This window comes from Nissabacter archeti, from assembly GCF_018257325.1.
Taxonomy (GTDB): domain Bacteria; phylum Pseudomonadota; class Gammaproteobacteria; order Enterobacterales; family Enterobacteriaceae; genus Chimaeribacter; species Chimaeribacter arupi.
The window spans coordinates 220000-241616 of sequence record NZ_JAERKB010000009.1 but is presented as its reverse complement, the minus strand read 5'-3'; the positions used below and the strand labels follow the sequence as shown (position 1 = coordinate 241616).

General features: G+C 64.1%; 16 protein-coding genes. 7 read left to right on the top strand and 9 right to left on the bottom strand.

Going from position 1 to position 21617, the window contains the following annotated elements:
- Nucleotides 1-78 precede the first annotated feature (78 nt).
- From JK232_RS14890 to yihU, 7 genes are read right to left on the bottom strand one after another with little or no spacing between them, the layout of a single operon-like run.
- Complete coding sequence (locus tag JK232_RS14890) at nt 79-1512, bottom strand: glycoside-pentoside-hexuronide (GPH):cation symporter (protein WP_241522414.1); 1434 nt, start codon at nt 1510-1512, stop codon at nt 79-81.
- Nucleotides 1513-1560: 48 nt separating this feature from the next.
- Nucleotides 1561-2955 carry an MFS transporter gene (locus tag JK232_RS14885; RefSeq protein ID WP_101833699.1) on the bottom strand — a complete coding sequence of 465 codons (1395 nt, stop codon included), beginning with the start codon at nt 2953-2955 and terminating at the stop codon, nt 1561-1563.
- Between the two features lie 60 nt (nt 2956-3015).
- On the bottom strand, nt 3016-5052 hold the full coding sequence (locus JK232_RS14880; RefSeq protein WP_101828667.1) for an alpha-glucosidase: 2037 nt from the start codon (nt 5050-5052) through the stop codon (nt 3016-3018).
- A gap of 30 nt (nt 5053-5082) precedes the next feature.
- A complete protein-coding gene (locus JK232_RS14875) occupies nt 5083-6438 on the bottom strand; it encodes an L-fucose/L-arabinose isomerase family protein (RefSeq protein ID WP_101828666.1) in 1356 nt (451 codons plus the stop codon).
- A gap of 3 nt (nt 6439-6441) precedes the next feature.
- Complete coding sequence (locus tag JK232_RS14870) at nt 6442-7491, bottom strand: aldose epimerase family protein (protein WP_212589344.1); 1050 nt, start codon at nt 7489-7491, stop codon at nt 6442-6444.
- Between the two features lies 1 nt (nt 7492).
- Nucleotides 7493-8365, bottom strand: coding sequence for a class II fructose-bisphosphate aldolase (locus JK232_RS14865; protein ID WP_101833703.1), 873 nt, complete (start codon nt 8363-8365; stop codon nt 7493-7495).
- 57 nt (nt 8366-8422) lie between these two features.
- Nucleotides 8423-9316, bottom strand: coding sequence for a sulfolactaldehyde 3-reductase (yihU, locus tag JK232_RS14860; RefSeq protein ID WP_101828664.1), 894 nt, complete (start codon nt 9314-9316; stop codon nt 8423-8425).
- Nucleotides 9317-9493: 177 nt separating this feature from the next.
- On the opposite strand from yihU, the gene JK232_RS14855 reads away from it, so the two are divergent.
- The 3 genes from JK232_RS14855 (at nt 9494) to JK232_RS14845 (ending at nt 12259) form a co-directional block, all read left to right on the top strand.
- A complete protein-coding gene (locus tag JK232_RS14855; protein WP_212589343.1) occupies nt 9494-10390 on the top strand; it encodes a PfkB family carbohydrate kinase in 897 nt (298 codons plus the stop codon).
- Nucleotides 10391-10433: 43 nt separating this feature from the next.
- Nucleotides 10434-11237: a DeoR/GlpR family DNA-binding transcription regulator gene (locus JK232_RS14850; RefSeq protein ID WP_212589342.1), complete on the top strand. Its 804-nt coding sequence runs from the start codon at nt 10434-10436 to the stop codon at nt 11235-11237.
- A gap of 116 nt (nt 11238-11353) precedes the next feature.
- Complete coding sequence (locus JK232_RS14845; RefSeq protein WP_072933047.1) at nt 11354-12259, top strand: LysR family transcriptional regulator; 906 nt, start codon at nt 11354-11356, stop codon at nt 12257-12259.
- Nucleotides 12260-12304: 45 nt separating this feature from the next.
- On the opposite strand, the gene JK232_RS14840 is transcribed toward JK232_RS14845, so the two are convergent.
- Entirely contained in the window at nt 12305-12880 is a 576-nt protein-coding gene (locus tag JK232_RS14840; protein WP_072933045.1) for a YecA/YgfB family protein, read from the bottom strand.
- Nucleotides 12881-13012: 132 nt separating this feature from the next.
- A complete protein-coding gene (gene dacD, locus JK232_RS14835) occupies nt 13013-14206 on the bottom strand; it encodes a serine-type D-Ala-D-Ala carboxypeptidase DacD (RefSeq protein WP_072933043.1) in 1194 nt (397 codons plus the stop codon).
- A 346-nt stretch (nt 14207-14552) separates the two neighbouring features.
- Between dacD and JK232_RS14830 the strand changes: the two genes are divergently transcribed.
- The 4 genes from JK232_RS14830 to JK232_RS14815 all read left to right on the top strand — a co-directional run bounded on the left by JK232_RS14830 (nt 14553) and on the right by JK232_RS14815 (nt 21578).
- The gene (locus JK232_RS14830; RefSeq protein ID WP_072933040.1) at nt 14553-16859 is read left to right on the top strand and encodes an FdhF/YdeP family oxidoreductase; all 2307 of its coding nucleotides are present in this window, start codon (nt 14553-14555) and stop codon (nt 16857-16859) included.
- 144 nt (nt 16860-17003) lie between these two features.
- Nucleotides 17004-18941 (top strand): exoribonuclease II, encoded by a 1938-nt coding sequence (locus JK232_RS14825; protein ID WP_212589341.1) that lies wholly within the window; start codon nt 17004-17006, stop codon nt 18939-18941.
- 278 nt (nt 18942-19219) lie between these two features.
- Nucleotides 19220-21286, top strand: coding sequence for a carbon starvation CstA family protein (locus JK232_RS14820; protein ID WP_072933036.1), 2067 nt, complete (start codon nt 19220-19222; stop codon nt 21284-21286).
- Entirely contained in the window at nt 21279-21578 is a 300-nt protein-coding gene (locus tag JK232_RS14815) for a YbdD/YjiX family protein (protein ID WP_212589340.1), read from the top strand. The genes JK232_RS14820 and JK232_RS14815 overlap by 8 nt, the downstream gene beginning before the upstream one ends.
- The last annotated feature ends 39 nt before the right edge of the window (nt 21579-21617 follow it).

The window sequence follows — 21617 nt, the reverse complement described above, 5'->3', positions numbered from 1 at the left end:
AGTCTGAGTTTGCCGCTGAAGGGGTGAATTCAGCGGCTTATCCGGCTTAAGGCAGGATAACAGGGGAAAACGCTGCCGTCAGGCGCGATAATCGTTGGCGCTGGGTGGCTGTTTGCGTTGCTGCAACGCCAGCAGGATCGCCTCGTAGCGCACCTCATCCAGCCGGTAGAGGCACCACCAGAGCACCAGCGTCAGCAGTGCCAGCAGGCCGGGGTAGATAAACATCAGCAGCGTGATGCCGTGCTCGGCGGTGGGCGTCTGGATACTGTTGGGCCGGTAGCCGACCCACGCCAGCACCACACCCGGCAGGGAACCGGCAATCGCCTGCGACAGCTTGCGGCTGAAGGTGAAAAACGAGTACACCATGCCTTCGGTACGCAGCCCGGTTTTCCACTCGCCATACTCCACGGCGTCGGAGGCGAAGGCCCAGTAGAGGCTGTTCACCAGCGCGCTGCCGAAAAACGCCAGGCAGGAGAACAGGATAAACGGCAGCGCACCGGGCGTGGGCCAGAAATAGTTGCAGAGATCGCCCAGTGCCCAGATGGCGCAGCCCAGCACAAAGGTCACTTTTTTGCCGTGGTGCTTGCTGAGCCACGGCACACAGGCCACGCCCAGGAACACGCAGCCCATGCTGAAAAAGCCCATATAGGGCAGGATGCCGATGTCACGCAGCACATACTGGCAGTAGTAAACCTGTGCCACCAGTTTCACGTTAAAGGCGGAAAAGGTCAGCAAATTCACCAGGCAGAGCAGCAGCAGCGGCCCGTTGCGGCCGATGGCACGCACCCCGGCCATCAGCGGAAACGGCGGTGCACGGTGCACGGCCACCGGCTGGCCGATGCGCTCATGGATGTTGGCATAGCAGAACAGCTGCAACAGCACGCCCACCAGCGCAAAGCCCCCCACCACCCACAGCGCGCCCTGTTGGCTGGTGGGCACCCAGGCCAGCAGCGGCACAAAACAGACCGTGGTGATAAGCAGCGCCAGGTTTGAGCCGCCCTGCCGCCAGGCGGCCAGTTGGGCGCGCTCCACCGGGTCTTGCGTCATCGCCGCGATCATCGAGCCGTAAGGGATATTCACGATGCTGTAAATCAGCCCGAACAGCATATAGCTGAAATAGGCCCACAGCAGCGTGCCGTCCGGGCTGAAGCCCGGCTGCCAGAAACTCGCCAGCGTCGCCAGCCCGAGCGGGATCGCCCCGAACAGGATAAACGGCCGGAATTTGCCGCGTGGGCCGATGTTGCGCCGCCGGTCTACCCAGGTGCCGACGCTGAAATCCGCCAGCGCGTCAAACAGCTTGGTGAAGAAAAACACCCCACCGGCCGCGGCGGGCGGCAGGCCCAGGGTGTCGGTGTAGAACTTCAGCAGATAGATCTGCCCCAGGTCAAACATAAAGCCGTTGCCGACGTCACCCAGCCCGTAGGCCAGCTTCTCGCGCAGCGTCAGCAACGGTTGCGCCTGCTCGCGCCCGGCGGGCTGTGCGGCCGCCAGGGTTGTGGAATGGTGCATCATGATGTTTTTCTCCTCACCTGAACGGCCGGCGGTCGTGGTGTGTGTGGATCAGGCGTTCCCGGCGGGGTGCCGGCGCGCCTCCAGTTCACTGACGATCTTCACGTAGGTCTTCTCATTCAGGCTGTAAAACAGCCCCATAATGGCGGCCGTGGCCAGCGCCAGCACGCAGGGCCAGACAAAAATCAGCTGGCGCAGCCCCTCCTGTGTGGCGGCGGACTGCACCACGTTCGGCACGTAGCCAATCTGCGTCAGCATCAGGCCGGGGAAGAATCCGGCCAGCGCCTGCGACACCTTGCGGAAGAAGGTGAAGCCGGTGTACACCGTGCCCTCAGCGCGCACGCCGGTGCGCCATTCGCCGAACTCCACGGTGTCTGACACCAGCGCCCAGTTGAGGCTGTTGACAAACGCCGAGCCGAAAAAGGCCAGGCAGGAGAACAGCACAAACAGCAGCGAACTGCTGCCGGCCGTGTAGTTCAGCAGGTCGCCCGCCGCCCAGATCAGCAGCCCGCCGAGGTACACCGGCTTTTTGCCGAAGCGGCGCACCATCGCCGGCACCAGGAACACGCCGAGGAAAATACAGCCCATGCTGAAGAAGCCCATCCAGGCCATCAGCGAGAGGTCATGCAGCACGTACTGGGTGTAGTAGATCTGGATCGCCAGCTTGACGTTAAACGCCGCCAGCGTGCAGAGGTTGGCGAGGCAGAGGATAAACAGCGGCCGGTTGCCGGCGATGGCGCGGAACGAGGCGAGCAGCCCCGGCCGTGCGCCGGTGGGCGCGGTGCTGAGGTGGCGCTCGGTGACGCCGCGGTAACAGAGCCACATGCAGCCGAGGCCCAGCAGCGCAAACAGGCTGGACGCCACCAGATACCCCTGCTGCGGGTTCTGCGCAAAGCGGTCGAGGATCGGCACAAAGCCCACGGTGCAGAGCAGCAGCCCGAGCGTGGCCCCGCCCTGTCGCCAGGCAGCAAGCTGCGCGCGGTCGTCGGGGTTTTTGGTCATCGCCGGCACCATTGCGCCATAGGCGCAGTTCATCATGCTGAAGAACAGGCCGTAAAGCATAAACAGCACGGTCGCCACCAGCGCCTTGACGCCCGGTGAGAACGGGGTGCCGATGAAGTTGAACACCGCCAGCAGTGCCACCGGGAAGGCGGCAAACAGGATAAACGGCCGGAACTTGCCGCGCGGCCCGACGTGGCGGCGGGCATCCAGCATCACGCCGGTGCCCATGTCGGTGAAGGCGGTAAAGAATTTCGCCACCAGAAAAATCAGGCCGCCCCACGCGCCCGGCAGGCCGAGCACATCGGTGTAGAACTTGAGCAGGTAGAGCGTGCCGATATCCAGCAGCAGGTTGGAACCGACATCGCCGAGGCCATAGGCGACTTTTTCGCGCAGCGGCAACGTAGAGAGCACAGCGCGCGGCGGTGCGTCGACGGAGAGGGTCATGGTTAATCTCCTGAGAGGCGCACCGCCTGGCGGTGCGCACATGGAATAAGCGGGTGCCGGTCAGGCGTTACGCAGGGAGGCGAACAGCGCCGCCCACGCACTGTCACGGCGGTAGAACACCGGCGGTTGCCCCAGCGGCGCGGCGACGGTCACCTCATGGCCGCCGCTGTCCGGCTCGCCGGTCCAGAGGTTGACCCAGTGGTCGCGCGGCAAATAGAGCGTCCAGTCCCGGCAATCGGGCTGGTGCACCGGTGCCACCAGCAGATCCCGCCCCAGCAGGTACTGGTAGGCGAGATCGTGCGTCTGCGGGTCATCCTCGTAGTGCAGCAGCAGCGGGCGCATCACCGGGATGCCCTCGCGGCTGTTCTCGGCCACCGCCTGTTTCAGGTAGGGTTTCAGGCGGCGGAAGATGCCGGTCATGCGCGCCAGGTGGCGCAGGGTGTCGTCGTCACTGTCGAACTGCCAGTTGTCGTCCGGGCGGTTGCCCTCGTGGCTGCGCATCATCGGGGTGAAGGCGGCGAAATCACACCAGCGCAGCAGCAGCTCTTTGCTGCGTTTCATGCCGAACAGCGTGGTGTAGCCGCCGAGGTCACTGTGGTGCAGGCCGTGGCCGGTCATCGCCAGCGACAGCGCCGCCGGGATAACCGACGCCAGCCCGTCATCCAGGCTCCAGTCCACGTTCTGATCCCCGGCCCACATCATCAGCGAATATTTCTGGCTGCCGGTGTAGCCGGCGCGCATAAAGAACAGCACCTCGCCCAGTTTGCCGGTTTCGGCCAGCGCCTCGTAGTTGCACTGCGCCCAGAGCGCCGGCCAGCGGTTATGCATAATTTCCGCGCTGACGCCGTTGTGCAGGAAGGTGTCGGTCGGCAGGTATTCGCCGAAATCGGCCATCCAGCCGTCGAGGCCGAAGCCGATCAGGTTGCGTTTGATCACCTCTTTGTACCAGCCATACGCCGCGGGGTTGGTGAGGTCCACCACGCCTGCGTAGAACTCGCCGAACTCCACCTGATAATCGCGGCCGTCGGCGTCACGCGTCAGGTAGCCGTGGGCCGCCGCCTCGGCATACAGCTCTTTCTCCACCGCCACATAGGGGTTGATGTAGCCGAGGAAACGCACGCCCTCCTGTTTCCACTGCGGGATGCGTCGGTCAAGCTGCGGGTAGAGTTCCTCGTCCCAGCGCCAGTTCCACATCAGCCGTTTGCCGAATGAGGTGATGCGCCGCCCTTCCCAGTCCTGCGCCCAGATGCCCGCCACGCTGACGCCCATCTCACGGGCGCGATCCAGCTTCTGCTGGCAGATGTCGGTGCCGCCCTGAATGCCGAGGATGATGCCGTCATACACCCAGTCCGGCAGTTCCGGCTGGCGGCCGAGCATCGCCGAGAGTTTGCTGACCAGTGCCAGCTGGCTCGGGGCGGTGTCAAAGCAGAGCTCGGCCTGCGGCTCCCAGATCGCCAGCTCATGGTGATGGGGCGCGGAGAAGTCAAAACACATGTAGCTGCTGTTGCTGATATGGCAGAAATAGCGGCGGCTGGAGACAAAAGTCGGCTGCGGGAAGAACGTCCAGTAGTAGTCGCCGCCGGCGTTTTCCTGGCAGTCCGCCTGCCAGGTGACCAGCGTTTTTTTGTTGCGCCCGACGCCCTGTTCACTGGTCCAGAGCGGGAACGGGCGGCCGCGCAGGTTGAAGTAGGAGAACTGCTCGCCACAGCCGTAAACACGCTCGTCCGGCTCCGCCGCCAGGTTCAGCCACAGCCGGTTATGGCGCGGGCTGCTGTTGGCGATCGACAGCCGCAGGCGGCCTGCGTCATCCTGTGCGAGGGTCAGCGTGGCGGACGCGACCGCCCCGCGTGACAGGGTCACGCACAGCCCGTGCGCCGTGTCGGTGATGGCGCAGTCAGTCAGCGCCAGTTTCTCCTGCAGCTTGTCTTTGATGCTGAAATTGCCGCGGAACATCTCGATGTCCGCCTCGCCCTGCCCGACGCTCAGGCAGGGGTATTGCGCGCTGTGTTGCAGTAACAGGCGGCCGTCCAGGTGCAGGGTAAAGCCATCCTGGGTTGGGCTGAACCGGAGGCCGCCCTGGGGGGTAGTGCTTGTCATGGTGATATGCTCCCTGTGTGCGAGCCGGCATCAGGCCAGCTCAAGCAATTCCAGATCCAGCAGTTGCGCGACTTTGCGCAGCAGTGGGCGGTGGTCGCCGTAGGCCAGCGAGGTATGGTGCTCCATCCCGGCCGCCAGCAGCCGCTGCCGGTAGAGGTCGGCGTGCACATCCAGCCGCGCCACCCCGGCGGTGCCGGAGAAGGCCAGCGGCGCTTTCAGCATCTCGCCGCCCGCCAGCATCAGCCGCAGCTTGCCCTGCCCCTGCGAAATGCGGCAGAGGGTGATACGCCCCGGTTTCAGGGCAAATTCCGACAGCAGCGGCAGTTTGCGGTTGGAGTGCAGCGCGGCACGCACCGGGGCATCGCGGTCGGCCATCTCAATCGGGGCCTGCCCGCAGTGCCAGAACACCACACTGTCCTGATCCGGGTCGATGTCCACCAGATCGGTGTTGAATGCCCCCTGGCCGGATGCCCACTGCAACAGCAGCGAGGAGATCACGCCGAACATGTCCGCCTCGCAGCCGCACGGGATCTGGTCTTCATTCATCAGCGCCAGCGCGCCGCAGGCGGCACAACCATACTCGGTGAAGAAATCGGGCCAGCAGCGCACGGCGATGCCGTCATAGCCGTGGGTTTTCGCCTGCTGTTGCAGCGCGGCGTAAACTTTCAGCGTTTTGCGGGTCGGGGTTTCCGGCATCTCGCTGAGGTTGCTGAAATCGCGGCTGCGCCGCTGCCACGGCACCTCGGTGACGCTCTCCGGCAGTGCCGCCGCCTGCGCGATCAGCTCATGCACCGGTATACGCTCACTGTGGGTGCCGAAACGGTGCACCAGTTGGTCACGGTCATAGTTGCAGGCATCAAAACCCTGCGGGTGGTCGCCCACCACCAGCACCTTCGCCTGCCGCAGTTTGCCGACAATCCCGGCGGCCTGCGCCAGCAGGCGCAGCTCCGTGGCGGCGTGGGCGCTGTCCGGCGCGGCGTGCAGCGTCTGCACGCTCAGGCCGTGGCGGCTCAGGGCGTGGCAGGCGAGGTTCACGCCGCAAAAGGCGTTCAGCCGCAACCGGCCGCCGGTACGCGCTTCCGGGAATGACCATAGCAGCGTGGGGATTGACCACGCCCGCAGCAGTTCAGTGGTCAGCGCCGCGTCGGTAAAGGTCACCTGTAAAATCACCAGCAGGTCGGGCTGCGCCTCACGCAGTGCGGCGGTGGCGGCGTGCACGGCGTCCGCCTCCAGGCAGAGCACCGGCTCCCCCGCCAGCCGGTAGCCGAGGCCGCGCAGCGTCTGCCATGCCTGCGCCAGCATCTCTTGCGCATAGGGCACATCAAAGGTGGCGCGCCCCAGGGCGAGGACGCCGAGGGTCAGCGGCCGGGCAGTGTTATCGTTCATCGCTTACTCCTCCCCGATCAGGCTGAAATGGTGCGCCGTGTGGTGGCGATAGGTGCCGCCCGGTTGCAGGACAACGCCGGGAAAATGCGGCTGGTTGACGCTGTCCGGGAAGGCCTGCGTCTCCAGGCACAGCCCGGCAAACGCGCCGTAGTGCACGCCGCCCTTGCCTCTCCACGGCCGGTTGCTGAGTTTCGCGCCGTTATAGCATTGCAGGCCGGGCTGGTCGGTGAACACCCGCATTTCGCGCCCGGAGTCCGGGTCGGCCAGCGTGGCCGCCGGGTGCAGGCCGTGGCCTGCGGCCTGCGCCCGCAACACGTAGTTGATGTCGATGGCCGGTTGCTGCGCCATCGCGATACCCAGCGCCACCGGTTGGCGGAAATCAAGCGGCGTGCCCGCCACCGCGTGGATTTCGCCGGTCGGCAGCATCGTTTCCGGGTCAACCGGGGTGTAGAGATCGGCCGCTATCTGCAACTGGTGCCCGCGTATGTCTGACGCCTGCGCTGACAGATTGTAGTAGCTGTGGTTGGTGAGGTTGACCGGCGTCGCCCGGTCCGTCACCGCCTCATACTCGAAATGCAGCACGTTGTCCTCGGTGAGGCGCAGGCGGTGCGTCACCGACAGCGTGCCGGGGTACCCCTCTTCGCCGTCCGGCGAGACGCGGTGGAAGCGCACGCCGTCCGCGCCGGCCTCTGCCTGCCAGACATATTTATCAAAGCCGCGCACCCCGCCGTGCAGGTGCTGGCCGGTGGCCGCCTCGTTGCAGGCGAGCGTCATGGCCTCATCGCCGAGGCGGAACCGGCCACCGCCGATGCGGTTGGCACAGCGCCCGGCGATCGCCCCGAAAAACGGGTGGCCGGCCTGGTACTCCGCCAGCGTGTCAAAGCCCAGCACCACGTCCGCCAGCCTGCCGTGCCGGTCAGGCAGCCACAGCTGGGTCACGATGCAACCGTAGTTAGTGACTGCTAACCTGATGCCCTGTGCATTGGTCAGGGTAAACAGGCTGACCGCCTGCCCCTGGTGTTCCCCAAACGGGGTTTCTGTTACCTGCGTCATCTCACTCTCCTGTAAAATGGCCCGCCTGCCCCTGACTGCCGAACAGCCGGATCTTCTCCTGCACTTTGCGCCGCATCGCCTCACGCCCGCCGCCCAGCGACACCGCCAGCGCGTACTCCTGCGGGTCATCGGCCAGCACCGCTGCCATGCCTTCGGTAAACGCCTGGCGCAACTCGGTATCCACATTGACCTTGGCGACCCCGAGGCGGATGGCACGGCGCACCTGATCGTCCGGCACGCCGGAGCCGCCATGCAGCACCACCGGCCGCTGCACGACTTCGCGGATCTCAGCCAGCCGGTCAAACGCCAGCCGGGGCGTTTTTTTGTACAACCCGTGGGCGGTGCCGATGGAAACCGCCAGATAATCCACCCCGGTGGCCTGTACAAAGGCCAGCGCCTCGTCGCAGCCGGTGATCAGCGCATCCTCTTCCGCCACGTCGATCTCATCCTCCACGCCGCCGATTTTGCCGATCTCCCCTTCGCAGCCGATGTGCAGCGCGTGGGCGACCTCCGCCACCGCGTGGGTAATGCGCACGTTTTCGTCAAACGGCAGGTGCGAGCCGTCAAACATCACCGACTGGAAGCCACAGCGCACCGCCTCCATGGTCTGCTCAAAGCTGCGGCTGTGGTCGAGGTGCACGCAGACCGGCACGGTGACGCGATCGAGCCAGGCATCCACCAGCGCTTTCATCGGCCGCATCCCCAGCGTGTTAATCACCTTCTGGCCGATTTGGATCATCACCGGGGACTGCTCCGCTTCGGCCGCCTCCAGGATCGCCAGCACGGTTTCGGCGTTATGGGCGCTGAACGCGCCGATGGCATAACCCTGCTGCCAGGCATGGCGAATCAGGGTATCTCCCGCGATATAGGGCATAGTTCACTCCTCTGTCGTGATGTATCAGATATCGTGATGTGTCAGATGTCGTGCGTGTCAGACGCCGTGATGATCCCGCCCTGCGGCGGCCCGTACCTGTTCCAGCAAGGCGCTCCAGTCCTGCCGCCCGCGCCCTTGCGCCCGGGCCTGGCTGTACAGCTCCCGCGCGGCGGCGCCCAGCGGCAGCGGCACGCGCAACTGGCCGCCGATGTCCAGCGCCAGCCCCAGATCCTTATGGGCCAGATCGATCATAAAGGCCGGGCTGAGGTCACCTTTCAGCACCTTTTCCGGCCAGCTGGTGGTGAAATGCCCGCGCCCGGCGGAGGTCTTGCCCATCACCTCCAGTGCAGTCGCGAGCGGCAGGCCGAGCGCCTCGCACAGCACCGCCGCCTCAGCCGAGAGCGCATTGAGCGCGATGCTCATGTAGTTGTTGACGATCTTGATGCGGATACCGCGCCCCGGCCCGCCCGCCTCCACCAGCGTGTCCCCCATGCAGCGCAGCAACGGCGCGGCGCGGCTCACCTGCTCCGGCGTCCCGCCCGCCAGGATTAGCAGCGTGCCCGCCACCGCGTGTTCCGAGGTGCGCCCGACCGGCGCATCCATAAAGCTGAAGCCCCGCTCTGCCATCGCCTGCGCCAGGGCGTCGCTTTCCAGCGGGTGAATGGTGGACATCTCCACCACCAGCGCACCGGGCGCCAGGGTGCCTGCCACGCCCTGCGCCCCCAGCAACACCTCCCGCACCCGTTGCCCGTCCGGCAGCATGGTGATCACCACCTCCATGCCGCGCGCCGCGTCTGCCGGGCTGGCGGCGGCCTGCGCCCCGTCGGCCGCCAGCGAGGCCACCGCCTGCGGGTTGAGGTCATACACCTGTAACCCGTGCCCGTGGCGCAACAGGTTCCGCGCCATCGGCGCGCCCATCTGCCCCAGTCCGATAAATGCCACTTTCGCCATACTGCGTTCTCCCTGTTGGTCACCTCTAAGACAAAATGACATCTGAACTGTCATTTCGTGTTCTTTTTTGATCATATTTGTTGTTTTGAGTAAAAAATCAGACACCAATCACTTTTCCAACAATTTCCGCCGATAAAATGGACACCCATGACCAACAGGATTGTTAAGGAGAGCGCCATGACCACATTGGCCTGTGTGGGGATTACCGTAGAAGACCGGTTGTACTATCTGGATGCGCTGCCCCTGGGCGGCGGCAAATATGTGGCCGGGGATTACCAGGAAGCGGGCGGCGGCCCGGCGGCCACCGCGGCAGTGGCGGCCGCGCGGCTGGGGGCGCAGGTCGATTTTATCGGCCGGGTCGGGCAGGATGCCTGCGGGGCATCACTGTGTGCCGGGCTGGCGGCAGAGGGCGTGTCAGTCCGGTACTGCCGCCGGGTAGCGGGCGCGGCCTCCGGCCAGTCGGCGATTGTGGTGGACCGCCACGGCGAGCGGATGATCATCAATTTTCCCGGCCGGGCGCTGGCCGCGGACGCCGCGTGGCTGGCGGAGATCGATTTCCGGCGTTATGACGCGGTGCTGGCCGATGTGCGCTGGCCGGAAGGGGCGCAACAGGCGATGACGCAGGCGCGGGCGGCAGGCATCCCGACCGTGCTGGACGCCGACCTCACGCCGCAGCCGATCGCCCCGCTGCTGGCACTGGCAGACCACGCGGCCTTCTCCTGGCCCGCCCTGCAACGGCTGGCCGGGGATCTGCCGCCGGAGGCCGCGCTGCGCCGGGCGGCCACGATGACGCCGGGCACCGTTTACGTCACGCTCGGCCGTGAGGGCTGTCTGTGGCTGGAAGGGGCGCACTGCCGCCACCAGCCGGCGTTTGAGGTGGAAGTGAAAGACACCACCGGTGCCGGGGATGTGTTCCACGGCGCGCTGGCGTGGGCCATTGCCCGCCGGGCGACCCCGGCAGAGGCGGTGCGCTGGGCCAGTGCGGCGGCGGCGCTCAAATGCACCCAACCGGGCGGACGCGCCGGCATCGCGGACTGTGATCAACTCAGCGCATTTTTGTCACATTATGTATAAACTGGCCCGGAACCGGACACGGAGATAAGGATAAGGAGCCGCCATGAGTGTGACGGATTTGACGGGCAACCCCCGGCATGACCAGCTGATCGCGCTGATTGCCGAACGGGGCTACATGAGCATTGAGGCGCTGGCCCAGTTGCTGGCGGTGTCCACCCAGACGGTGCGCCGCGACATCCGCAAGCTGAGCCAGGAAGGGTTTATCACCCGCCACCACGGCGGTGCCGGGCGCGCCTCCAGCCTGGTGAATACCGCCTTCGAACAGCGCGAGCTGGCCTGCACCGAGGAAAAACGGGCGATTGCCGAGGCGCTGGCCGCGCAGTTGCCCGACCGCTGCACGCTGTTTATGACCATCGGCACCACCGTTGAGCATATCGCCAGGGCGTTGCTCTCCCACAGCCAGTTGCGCATCATCACCAACAGCCTGCGGGTGGCGCAGATCCTCTATAAGCAGAAAGATTTTGAGGTGCTGGTGCCGGGCGGCACGCTGCGCGCCCACAACGGCGGCATCATCGGGCCGAGCGCCATCCAGTTTGTCGCCGGGTTCCGCGCGGATTACACCCTCACCAGCACCGGCGCACTGGAGGCGGACGGCACGCTGCTGGAGTTTGACGTCAACGAGGCGGCGATGGCGCGGGCGATGATGGCCCACAGCCGCAATGTGCTGGTGGCGGCGGATCACACCAAGTTCCGCGCCTCGGCTGCCGTGGAACTGGCGCAGGTCAGTGAGATAAGCGCCCTGTTTACCGACAGCGCCCCGCCGCCGCCGCTGGCTGCCCGGCTGGCGGCCGCCGCGGTGGAGGTGCACCTGGCCCCGGTCACCGTCACCGGCGACGCCGCGCCCTGATCGTCACCAATCCGCTGAATGGGCGGCCCCGGCAGCCCTTTCACAGCGGATTACCCGGCAGCGGGAGTGGTATACTGGCCTTTATCACATCGCTGAGCGGATCACCTGCCCTATTTATGGACATCAAACAACTTATCTACCTCTGCAACCTGGAGCGGGAGCGCCATTTCGGCCGCGCCGCCGAAGCCAGTTTCGTCAGCCAGCCGACGCTCTCCATGCGGTTAAAAAACCTGGAAAAAGAGCTGGGCCTGAACCTGATCAACCGGGGAAACAACTTCGAGGGGTTCACTGCCGAAGGGCAGCGGGTGCTGAACTGGGCGCGCGAGATTGTCGCGGTCTATCAGGGGCTGAAGCTGGAGGTGGACTCCCTGAAGCATGGGCTGACCGGTACACTGCGCATCGGCGTGATGCCGCAATGCAGCCTGTCGCTGGCTGAAATGCTGAAGGGTGTGCAGGCGGACAACCCGCGTCTTGACTACCGGGTGGCCGAGCTGAGTGCCGATCAGCTGCTGGACGCGCTGAACAGCCATGCGGTGGACGTGGGCATCGGGTTCTTTGAGATGACGACGCTGAACGAGCTGCGTTTCCAGATGCAGCCGCTGGAAGACAGCGGCGTGGACGTGCTCTACCACCCGGACCATTTCCCGCAACTCAACGGTGACGCGCCGCTGACGCTGGCGGAGGCCGCGGTGCTGCCGCTCTGCCTCTCCGACCCGAGCCGCTATTTCCGCCGCTACCTGGACAACCAGTTCAGCCTGGCCGGGCTGGTGCTGCGCCCGATCCTCGACAGCAGCTCGATTTTCCAGCTGATGCAGGGGGTGTATGTCGGGCTGGGCTGCGGGCTGGTGCCGCACGGCCATTTGATTGACGCCATGACCCCGGCACTAAACCACCGCCCGCTGGCGATTGCACCGATGAGCCGCCACGCCGCGCTGGTGGTCGCCGAAACCGGCCGCGCCACCCCGCTCGCCCAGCACTTCTTCGATGCCGCCCAGCACTGGCTGCGTGAACGGCAGAAATAAAAACGCCGCCTGGGAAGGCGGCGTGGGGTGCCGGGTAAACGGCGCTTAATGTAACTGCGGCGCGCGCTGTTCGCGCCAGTAGGCGTGCAGTTGCAGGGCTGCGTCGCCGATGTCCGCCAGGCTCTGCACGTAAGCTTCCGGCGTCATCTGCTCCAGCAGCGGTGCGTTCTCCTCCTGCCCGTGCAGGGCAATCGCCCCCAGCGCCGGTTCCAGGCTCTCCGGCAGCGGCGGCCAGTCACCCAGCGCCACGCCGCGCAGGTAGCCGAAGCACCATTCGTCCACAATCACCTGCTCCTCATCCCCTTCCTCGAGGTAGCCGAACATCGGGTCAAACTGGTCAGGCGCGTCATTGAGCCGCTGGTCGATGTCGTTCATATGCTGGAAGGTGAGATCCATAAAGCGGTTCATCTCCTGCTCCGATGACCAGCGCGGGATCTGATCCTCCCCGCCCCACAGTGCCGTCAGCCACTGCGCCGGCTCAATCACCGTCGGCCCGGAGAGGATCGCCGTCAGCAGGCCATCCAGTTCCGAGACATCCAGCACCGAATCATCATTGCCGTACTTCAGCAGCACCTCGTCCAGCCACTCCAGCTCATCTTCAGTCAATGGCCCTTGATTCATACTGCGCCTCCTCAGGCTTAGGGGGGGCCGCAGAATGGCACCCCGGTGTCTTACCTTTATTTTAGCTGCCAAAACCGGAACGGCAGAGAGAAAAAAGCCGGCGCAGCGGCCGGCTCGTTTTAGTCTGGCGGACTAGATCTTCAGTTTGACGTAATCCACCGCGCGGCTGAACAGGCTGCCCTGTTTCACCGGCTCCAGCACCACCAGCGGGATCGATTTGAGCACTTTGCCCTGATCGACAATGTTGATCTTGCCGACGGCCTGCCCTTTTTGCAGCGGTGCTTCCAGTTGCGGGCTGTTCAGCACATATTGCGCTTTGATCTTGTCGCTGTCACCGGCCGGGACGCTGAGGAACACTGCGTCGGCGCTGCCCAGTTTCACTTTGTCGGTGTCACCGTACCAGACCTTTTCGCTGGCGATGTTCTGCCCCGCTTTGAACACCGGCAGGGTGGCGAACTCACGGAAGCCCCAGGTCAGCAGTTTGCGCGCCTGCTCCTCACGCCCTTTCGGGCTTTTGCCGCCCATTACCACGGCGATCAGGCGGCGCTGGCCTTCGGTCGCGGAGGCGATGATGTTAAACCCGGCGCTTTCGGTGTGGCCGGTTTTCAGGCCGTCGACGTTGAGGTTTTTATCCCACAGCAGGCCGTTGCGGTTGTTCTGGGTGATGTTGTTGTAGGTCAGCGTCTTCTCGCTGTACATGTGGTACTCCTCCGGCTCGCCGTGGATGATGGCGCGCGAGAGCACCGCCAGGTCGTGCGCGGTGGTGAACTGCCCCGGCGCATCCAGCCCGTGGACGGTTTCGAAGTGGGTATCGTTCAGGCCGAGGCGGGCGGCGTACTGGTTCATCAGGCCGACGAACGCCGGCTGGCCGCCGGCCACGTAATCCGCCATCGCCACACAGGCGTCATTGCCGGAATCAATGATGATGCCGCGGCTCAGGTCACGCACGGTGACGCGGTCGCCTGGCTTGAGGAACATCAGGGAGGAGCCGGCAAACACCGGGTTGCCTGCGGCCCAGGCATCTTTGCCCACGGTGACCACGTCATCCAGGGTGATTTTGTGCTGGTCCAGCGCACGATCCACCACATAGCCGGTCATCAGCTTGGTGAGGCTGGCCGGGTTGCGGCGCTCGTCCTGGTTGCCCTGCGCCAGGATGTCGCCGGTGGCGTAGTCCATCAGCACAAAGGAGGCGGCATCAATGCCCGGTGCCACCACCGGGAACGCCACCGGCGCGACGCCGGCTGCGGTCGGTGCTTCTGCCGCCATGCCCTGCCCGGCGGTCATCATCAATACGCCACATAACATACTCAATACACTACGCTTCACACACTTATCCTCTTGCTGCGCGGGCAACCCCGGCCCACGCAAAAAACCGATGAAAATCCGGCGGGTAGAGTGCATGAATTCCGAAGCCGGTGGAACCCTAAGACTTTTGCCAAAGATTGCATAATGAAACTGGGCTGTTACAACTTGGTCACAAAAACCGCGACCGGCGCAAACGGGCTTTTTGTTGCGCAATCTGCGCCGGCGCGATAAGCATCCTCTATCAGGCGATTGCGCCATTCGATTAGACGCTCACCCCTTCACTCCCTAGAATTGCGACATAAATTATGCAAACGCTTAAAAAAGTGTTTACGTTTCTGAAACAACTACACCTGCGACAACACATCGAATGAAATTCAAACCTGCTATTAAACCGTACACCGGCGCTGCGGGCGGCTGGGGCGCGCTTGAGTCCACCACCCGTTATGTTTTTGACAGCAAAAAAGTCCTGTCCAATTTGCGCAACCTGATGCGCGTCAACAAAGGCCGCGGTTTTGACTGCCCCGGCTGCGCCTGGGGTGACGATAACCACAGCACCTTCAGCTTCTGTGAGAACGGCGCGAAAGCCGTGACCTGGGAAGCGACCCGCAAAGCGGTAGAGCCGGAATTCTTCGCCAAACACAGCGTGACTACCCTGCGCGAGCAGAGCGACTACTTCCTGGAGTACCAGGGCCGCATCACCCACCCGATGCGCTATGACCGCGCCACCGACCGCTACCGCCCGGTAAGCTGGGAAGCCGCCTTCGCGCTGATTGCCGAACACATCAAGGCGATGGACAACCCGAACCAGATCGAGCTGTACACCTCCGGCCGCGCCAGTAACGAAGCCTCTTACCTTTATCAGGTCTTCGGCCGTATGCTCGGCACCAACAACTTCCCGGACTGCTCCAACATGTGCCACGAGGCGAGCGGTGTGGCGCTGAAGCAGAGCATCGGCGTCGGCAAAGGCACCATCCGCCTGGAAGACTTCGAGAAAGCCGACGCGATTTTCGTCTTCGGCCAGAACCCCGGCACCAACCACCCGCGTATGCTGCACAGCCTGCGCCATGCCGCTGACCGCGGTGCACGCGTGGTGAGCTTCAACACCCTGCGTGAGCGTGGCCTGGAGCGTTTTGCTGACCCGCAGAAACCGCTGGAAGTGATCACCACCAAAGCCGGCCGCATCAGCTCCGCCTATTACCAGCCGAACCTCGGCGGTGACATGGCGGCCGTGCGCGGGATGGTCAAAGTGTTGCTGGAGCGCCACCGCCTGAAGCTGGCGGCCGGTGAGCCGGGCCTGTTCGACCAGGCGTTCCTCGACCAGAACTGCGAAGGCGTGGAAGCCTATTTCGACGCGGTGGATGCCACCTCCTGGGATCACATCGTCAGCCAGTCCGGCCTGAGCGAGCAGGAACTGCGCGAAGCGGCCACCATTTATGAAGGCGCAGAACGCGTGATCTGCACCTGGGCAATGGGCCTGACCCAGCACAAGCACTCGGTGCCGACCATCCGTGAAGTGGTGAACCTGCAACTACTGTTCGGCCAGCTCGGCAAACCGGGCGCCGGCCTCTGCCCGGTGCGCGGCCACAGTAACGTGCAGGGCAACCGCACGATGGGCATCGATGAGAAAGCCCCGGCCGCGCTGATGGACAGCCTGGCGGCGCATTTCAACTTCACCCCGCCGCGTGAAAAAGGCCACAACACCGTGGAAGCGCTGGAAGCGATGCTGCGCGGCGAAGTGAAAGTGCTGATCGCCCTGGGCGGCAACCTGGCGGCCGCCGCGCCGGACACCGACCGCACCGCCGCCGCCTTGCAGGCCTGTGACCTGAGCGTGCAGATCAGCACCAAACTGAACCGCAGCCACCTGCTGCCGGGCAAAGATGCGCTGATCCTGCCGACCCTGGGCCGCACTGAGCTTGACATGCAGGCCACCGGCTCGCAGTTCATCACCGTGGAAGACTCCTTCAGCATGGTGCACGCCTCCGAAGGCGTGGGCAAACCGATCTCCGACATGCAGCGCTCTGAAACCGCCATCGTCTGCGGCATCGCGGATGCGGTGCTCGGCACCCGGTACCTTGACTGGATGGCGCTGGCCGCTGACTACAACCTGATCCGCAACCACATTGAAGCTACCATCCCCGGTTTCCACGACTTCAATGCCCGTTGTGACATCAAAGGCGGCTTCTACCTGGGCAACGCGGCGGCAGAACTGCGCTTCAACACGCCGGGCAACAAGGCACACTTCAGCAGCGCCCCGCTGCCGGATGCGGTGATCCCGATGCCGAACGGTGAAAAAGCGCCGTTTACCCTGCAATCCCTGCGTTCGCACGACCAGTACAACACCACCATCTACGGCCTGGATGACCGCTACCGCGGCGTGTATGGCCAGCGTGAAGTGCTGTTCATCCACCCGCAGGACATGGCGGCGCTGGACCTGAAAGAGGGTGAGCTGGTTGACATCGAGACAATCTGGCACGACGGCGTTGAGCGCGTGGTGACCGGCTTCAAGCTGGTGAGCTATGACATCCCGCGCGGTAACCTGGCAGCCTACTACCCGGAAACCAACCCGCTGGTGCCGATGTCCAGCTTCGGTGACGGCACCCATACCCCGACCTCCAAATCGGTGCCGGTGGTGATTCGCCGCAGCGAACAACGGGACCTCCGCCGCATCGCCTGATGCGGTTTCCCGGCCCCGGCCGGGGGCGTGCCAAAGGCGCTTTTTTCGCAGGGGATTGCGGCTAAAGCGCTTGCCCGTCGCGGCTGATTCGCGTAAAACTGTCAGCCGCGATTTACGCCACCTTTAACCCATGCCCGGGACGCTATGTTTCAAGATAACCCGCTGCTTGCACAGCTAAAACAGCAACTCCACTCTCAGACTCCCCGCGCGGAAGGCGTGGTCAAAGGCACTGAGAAAGGCTTTGGCTTCCTGGAAGTGGATGGCCAGAAAAGCTACTTCATTCCCCCGCCGTACATGAAGAAAGTGATGCACGGTGACCGGGTAATCGCTGCCCTCCATACCGAGAAAGAGCGCGAAGTCGCTGACCCGGAAACGCTGGTTGAGCCGTTTTTGACGCGCTTTGTCGGCCGGGTACAGAAAAAAGATGACCGTTTGTCGATCGTGCCGGACCATCCGTTACTGAAAGACGCCATCCAGTGCCGCCCGGCACGCGATGTAAAACATGACTTCAAAGAGGGTGACTGGGCCGTTGCTGAGATGCGCCGCCACCCGCTGAAAGGCGACCGCAGCTTCTACGCTGACCTGACCGCCTACATTACCTTTGGTGAAGACGATTTCGCCCCCTGGTGGGTGACGCTGGCGCGCCACAACCTCGAGCGCGAAGCGCCGGAGGCCGAGGCCCCGACCGAAATGCTGGCTGACCAGCCGCCGCGTGAAGACCTCACCGCCCTGCCGTTCGTGACCATCGACAGCGCCAGCACCGAAGACATGGATGACGCCCTTTATGTCGAGACGCTGGCCGACGGCCGCCTGCAACTCACTGTGGCGATCGCCGACCCGACCGCCTACGTCAGCGAAGGCAGTGACATCGACAACGCCGCGCGCATCCGTGCCTTCACCAACTACCTGCCGGGCTTTAACATCCCGATGCTGCCGCGTGACCTCTCCGATGACCTCTGCTCGCTGCGCCCGAACGTGCTGCGCCCGGTGCTGGCCTGCCGCGTGACGCTGGGTGAAGACGGCAGCCTGGGTGATGACATCCGCTTCTTTGCCGCCAACATCGAGTCCAAAGCCAAACTGGTGTACGACGAGGTCTCTGACTGGCTGGAAGAGAAAGGCGGCTGGCAGCCGCAAAATGACGCGATTGCTGAACAAATCCGCCTGCTGAAGCGCGTGTGTGACCTGCGCAGCCAGTGGCGTGAACAGCACGCGCTGGTGTTCAAAGACCGCCCGGACTTCCGCTTTGTGCTGGGTGACAAGGGCAATGTGCTGGAGATCGTGGTGGAGCACCGCCGCATCGCCAACCGCATTGTGGAAGAGTCGATGATTGCCGCCAACGTCTGCGCCGCCCGCGTGCTGCGTGACCGCCTCGGCTTCGGCGTGTACAACGTGCACACCGGCTTTGACCCGCTGCTGGTTGAGAATGCGGTCACGATCCTGGAGGCCAACGGCATCAAGGCGGACGCCGCCGAGCTGCTGACCCTGCCGGGCTTCTGCACCCTGCGCCGTGAGCTGGATGCCCAGCCGACGCCGTTCCTCGACAGCCGCATCCGCCGTTTCCAGACCTTCGCGGAGATCGCCACCGAGCCGGGCCCGCACTTCGGCCTTGGCCTGGAAGCGTACGCTACCTGGACGTCACCTATCCGTAAATACGGTGACATGGTCAACCACCGCCTGCTGAAAGCAATCATCCTGGAACAGGGTGCCGAGCGCCCGCAGGCTGAGATGACGCAACAGCTGGCTGACCGCCGCCGCCTGAACCGCATGGCAGAGCGCGATGTGGGTGACTGGCTCTACGCCCGTTACCTGCAGCCGAAAGTCGGCAGCGGCGAGCGCTTCAGCGCCGAGGTGATTGACGTCACCCGCGGCGGCCTGCGCGTGCGCCTGCTGGACAACGGCGCAGTGGCCTTTATCCCGGCCCCGTTCCTGCACGCCGTGCGTGACGAGCTGGTATGCAGCCAGGAAACCGGCACCGTGCAGATCAAAGGCGCAGTCGCCTACCGCCAGAGCGACGTGATCGAGGTTGAAATCGCCGAAGTGCGCATGGAAAACCGCAACGTGATCGCCCGCCCGGCTGCCTGACCGGATTCCCCTCCGGCACTGGCCTGATCATCCCGCACCCCGGTGCGGGATTTTTTTTGCCTGCGCCCGGCCGGTTTCTCACCCGGCCGGTTTCTCCGGCTAAAACCCTGCCCGCCTCACACTTCTTCGCTGCCCTGCTTCTCAAGCGCGCCACAATCCCTATGGTTAACAGGTTACAAAGGTTTAGCCGGGGTTACAGGCTGTTACCGGCGCATGACGCGCGTGCCCCGGCTGTACATTTCCCCTTCCTCCCCCTACAGATACAAGGAGCAGTTTCCATGAACAACGTCAAAACCAGGCTTATCTGGTTAGCGGTGGCGTTACTCGGTGCGGTGGCCTTTGCCATGCTGGCCCTGAGCCGTGGCGAGGCGGTCAACGCCGTGTGGCTGGTGGTGGCCGCCGTGGCCTGTTACAGCATCGCTTACCGTTTTTACAGCCGGTTCATTGCCACCAGGGTGTTTGAGCTGGATGACCGCCGCATGACCCCGGCGGAGCGCCACAACGACGGGCTGGACTATGTGCCGACCAATAAGTGGGTGCTGTTCGGCCACCACTTCGCGGCGATTGCCGGGGCCGGGCCGCTGGTCGGGCCGATCCTGGCAGCGCAGATGGGCTTTCTGCCCGGCACGCTGTGGATCCTGATCGGCGTGATGCTGGCCGGGGCGGTACAGGATTTCCTGGTGCTGTTTATCTCCACCCGCCGCGACGGCCGTTCGCTGGGTGAAATGGCGAAGCAGGAGCTGGGCGCATTCGCCGGGGTTATCACCATGCTCGGCGCACTGGGGGTGATGATCATCATCCTGTCGGCGCTGGCGCTGGTGGTGGTCAAGGCGCTGGCTGACAGCCCGTGGGGCCTGTTCACCATCGCCGCGACCATCCCGATTGCCTTGCTGATGGGCGTCTATATGCGCTTTATCCGCCCCGGCAAAATCGCGGAAGTCTCGGTTATCGGTTTTGTGCTGATGATGCTGGCGATTATCTACGGCGGCAACGTGGCGCAAGACCCCTACTGGGGGCCGTTCTTTACCCTGTCCGGCACCGCGCTGACCTGGGTGCTGGTGATTTATGGCTTTGTGGCCTCCGTGCTGCCGGTGTGGCTGCTGCTGGCCCCGCGTGATTACCTCTCCACGTTCCTGAAGATTGGCGTGATTGTCGGGCTGGCGGTCGGCATTGTGTTCGCCATGCCGGAGATGAAGATGCCGGCGGTGTCGCGCTTTATCGACGGTTCCGGCCCGGTGTTTGCCGGCAGCCTGTTCCCGTTCCTGTTTATCACCATCGCCTGCGGCGCCATTTCCGGCTTCCATGCGCTGGTGTCCAGCGGCACCACGCCGAAGCTGATTGAGCGCGAAAGCCATATCCGGTTTATCGGTTACGGCGCGATGCTGATGGAGTCTTTTGTGGCGATCATGGCGCTGATCTGCGCCTCAGTGATTGACCCCGGCGTTTACTTCGCCATGAACTCCCCGGCTGCGCTGATCGGCACCACAGTGGAGAGCGCCTCACAGGCGATCAACGGCTGGGGCTTTGTGGTAACGCCGGATCTGCTGACGCAGATTGCGCGTGACGTCGGCGAAACCTCAATCCTCTCCCGTGCCGGGGGCGCGCCGACCTTTGCCGTCGGCATGGCCCATATCATCACCGAGGTATTTAACAGCCGCGCCATGATGGCGTTCTGGTACCACTTCGCCATCCTGTTTGAGGCGCTGTTTATCCTGACGGCGGTGGATGCCGGTACCCGTGCCTGCCGCTTTATGGTGCAGGACCTGGCAGGCGTGGTGGTGCCGGGGCTGGCGAATAACCGCTCGTGGCTCGGCAACCTGGCCGGCACCACGGTCGCTGTGGCCGGCTGGGGCTTCTTCGTGTACCAGGGGGTGATCGACCCGCTCGGCGGCATCAACACCCTGTGGCCGCTGTTCGGCATCGGCAATCAGATGCTGGCCTCGATGGCGCTGATCCTCGGCACCGTGGTGCTGTTCAAGATGAAAAAACAGCGCTACGCCTGGGTGACGCTGCTGCCGACCGCCTGGCTGTTTATCACCTCGATGACCGCCGGCTGGCAGAAAATTTTCCATGAGAAACCGGCGATCGGCTTCCTGGCGCAGGCGCGGAAGTTCTCCGCCGGGATTGACGCCGGAACGGTGATCGCCCCGGCCAAATCACTGAAAGACATGGAAACCATTGTGTTTGCCAACCAGATTAACGCCGCGCTGTGTGGGTTCTTTATGCTGGTGGCCGTGACGATGCTGGTGGCCGCGTTCTTTGTTATCCGCCGGGCGTTGCAGTCCAGCAAACCGACCACCCATGAAACCGAGGTGCGCCTGCGCCGGGAGGCAACACATGGCTGATCGCTCCCTGCTGCTGGCCGTACCGCGCCGGACGGTGCTGACGGTCAGTGCCTGCCACCCGCTGGCAGAGGCCCCGCCGCAGAGACTGCACGGCCGGGTGCGCCTGGTTTTCCGCCGCCTGGCGCAAAGTTTCCGGCTGATGGTCGGCGTGCATGATTATCAGGCGTACCTGCGCCACCACCGGCTGCACCACCCCAATGAGGCGCCGATGAGTGAGCGCGCCTTCCACCGTTACTGCCTGGAGGCGCGCTTCCCCAGCCAGGGCGGGAAGCTGGGTAAATGCCCCTGCTGAGGCAAAAAAAAACGGCTCCGTAAGGAGCCGTTCTTATTG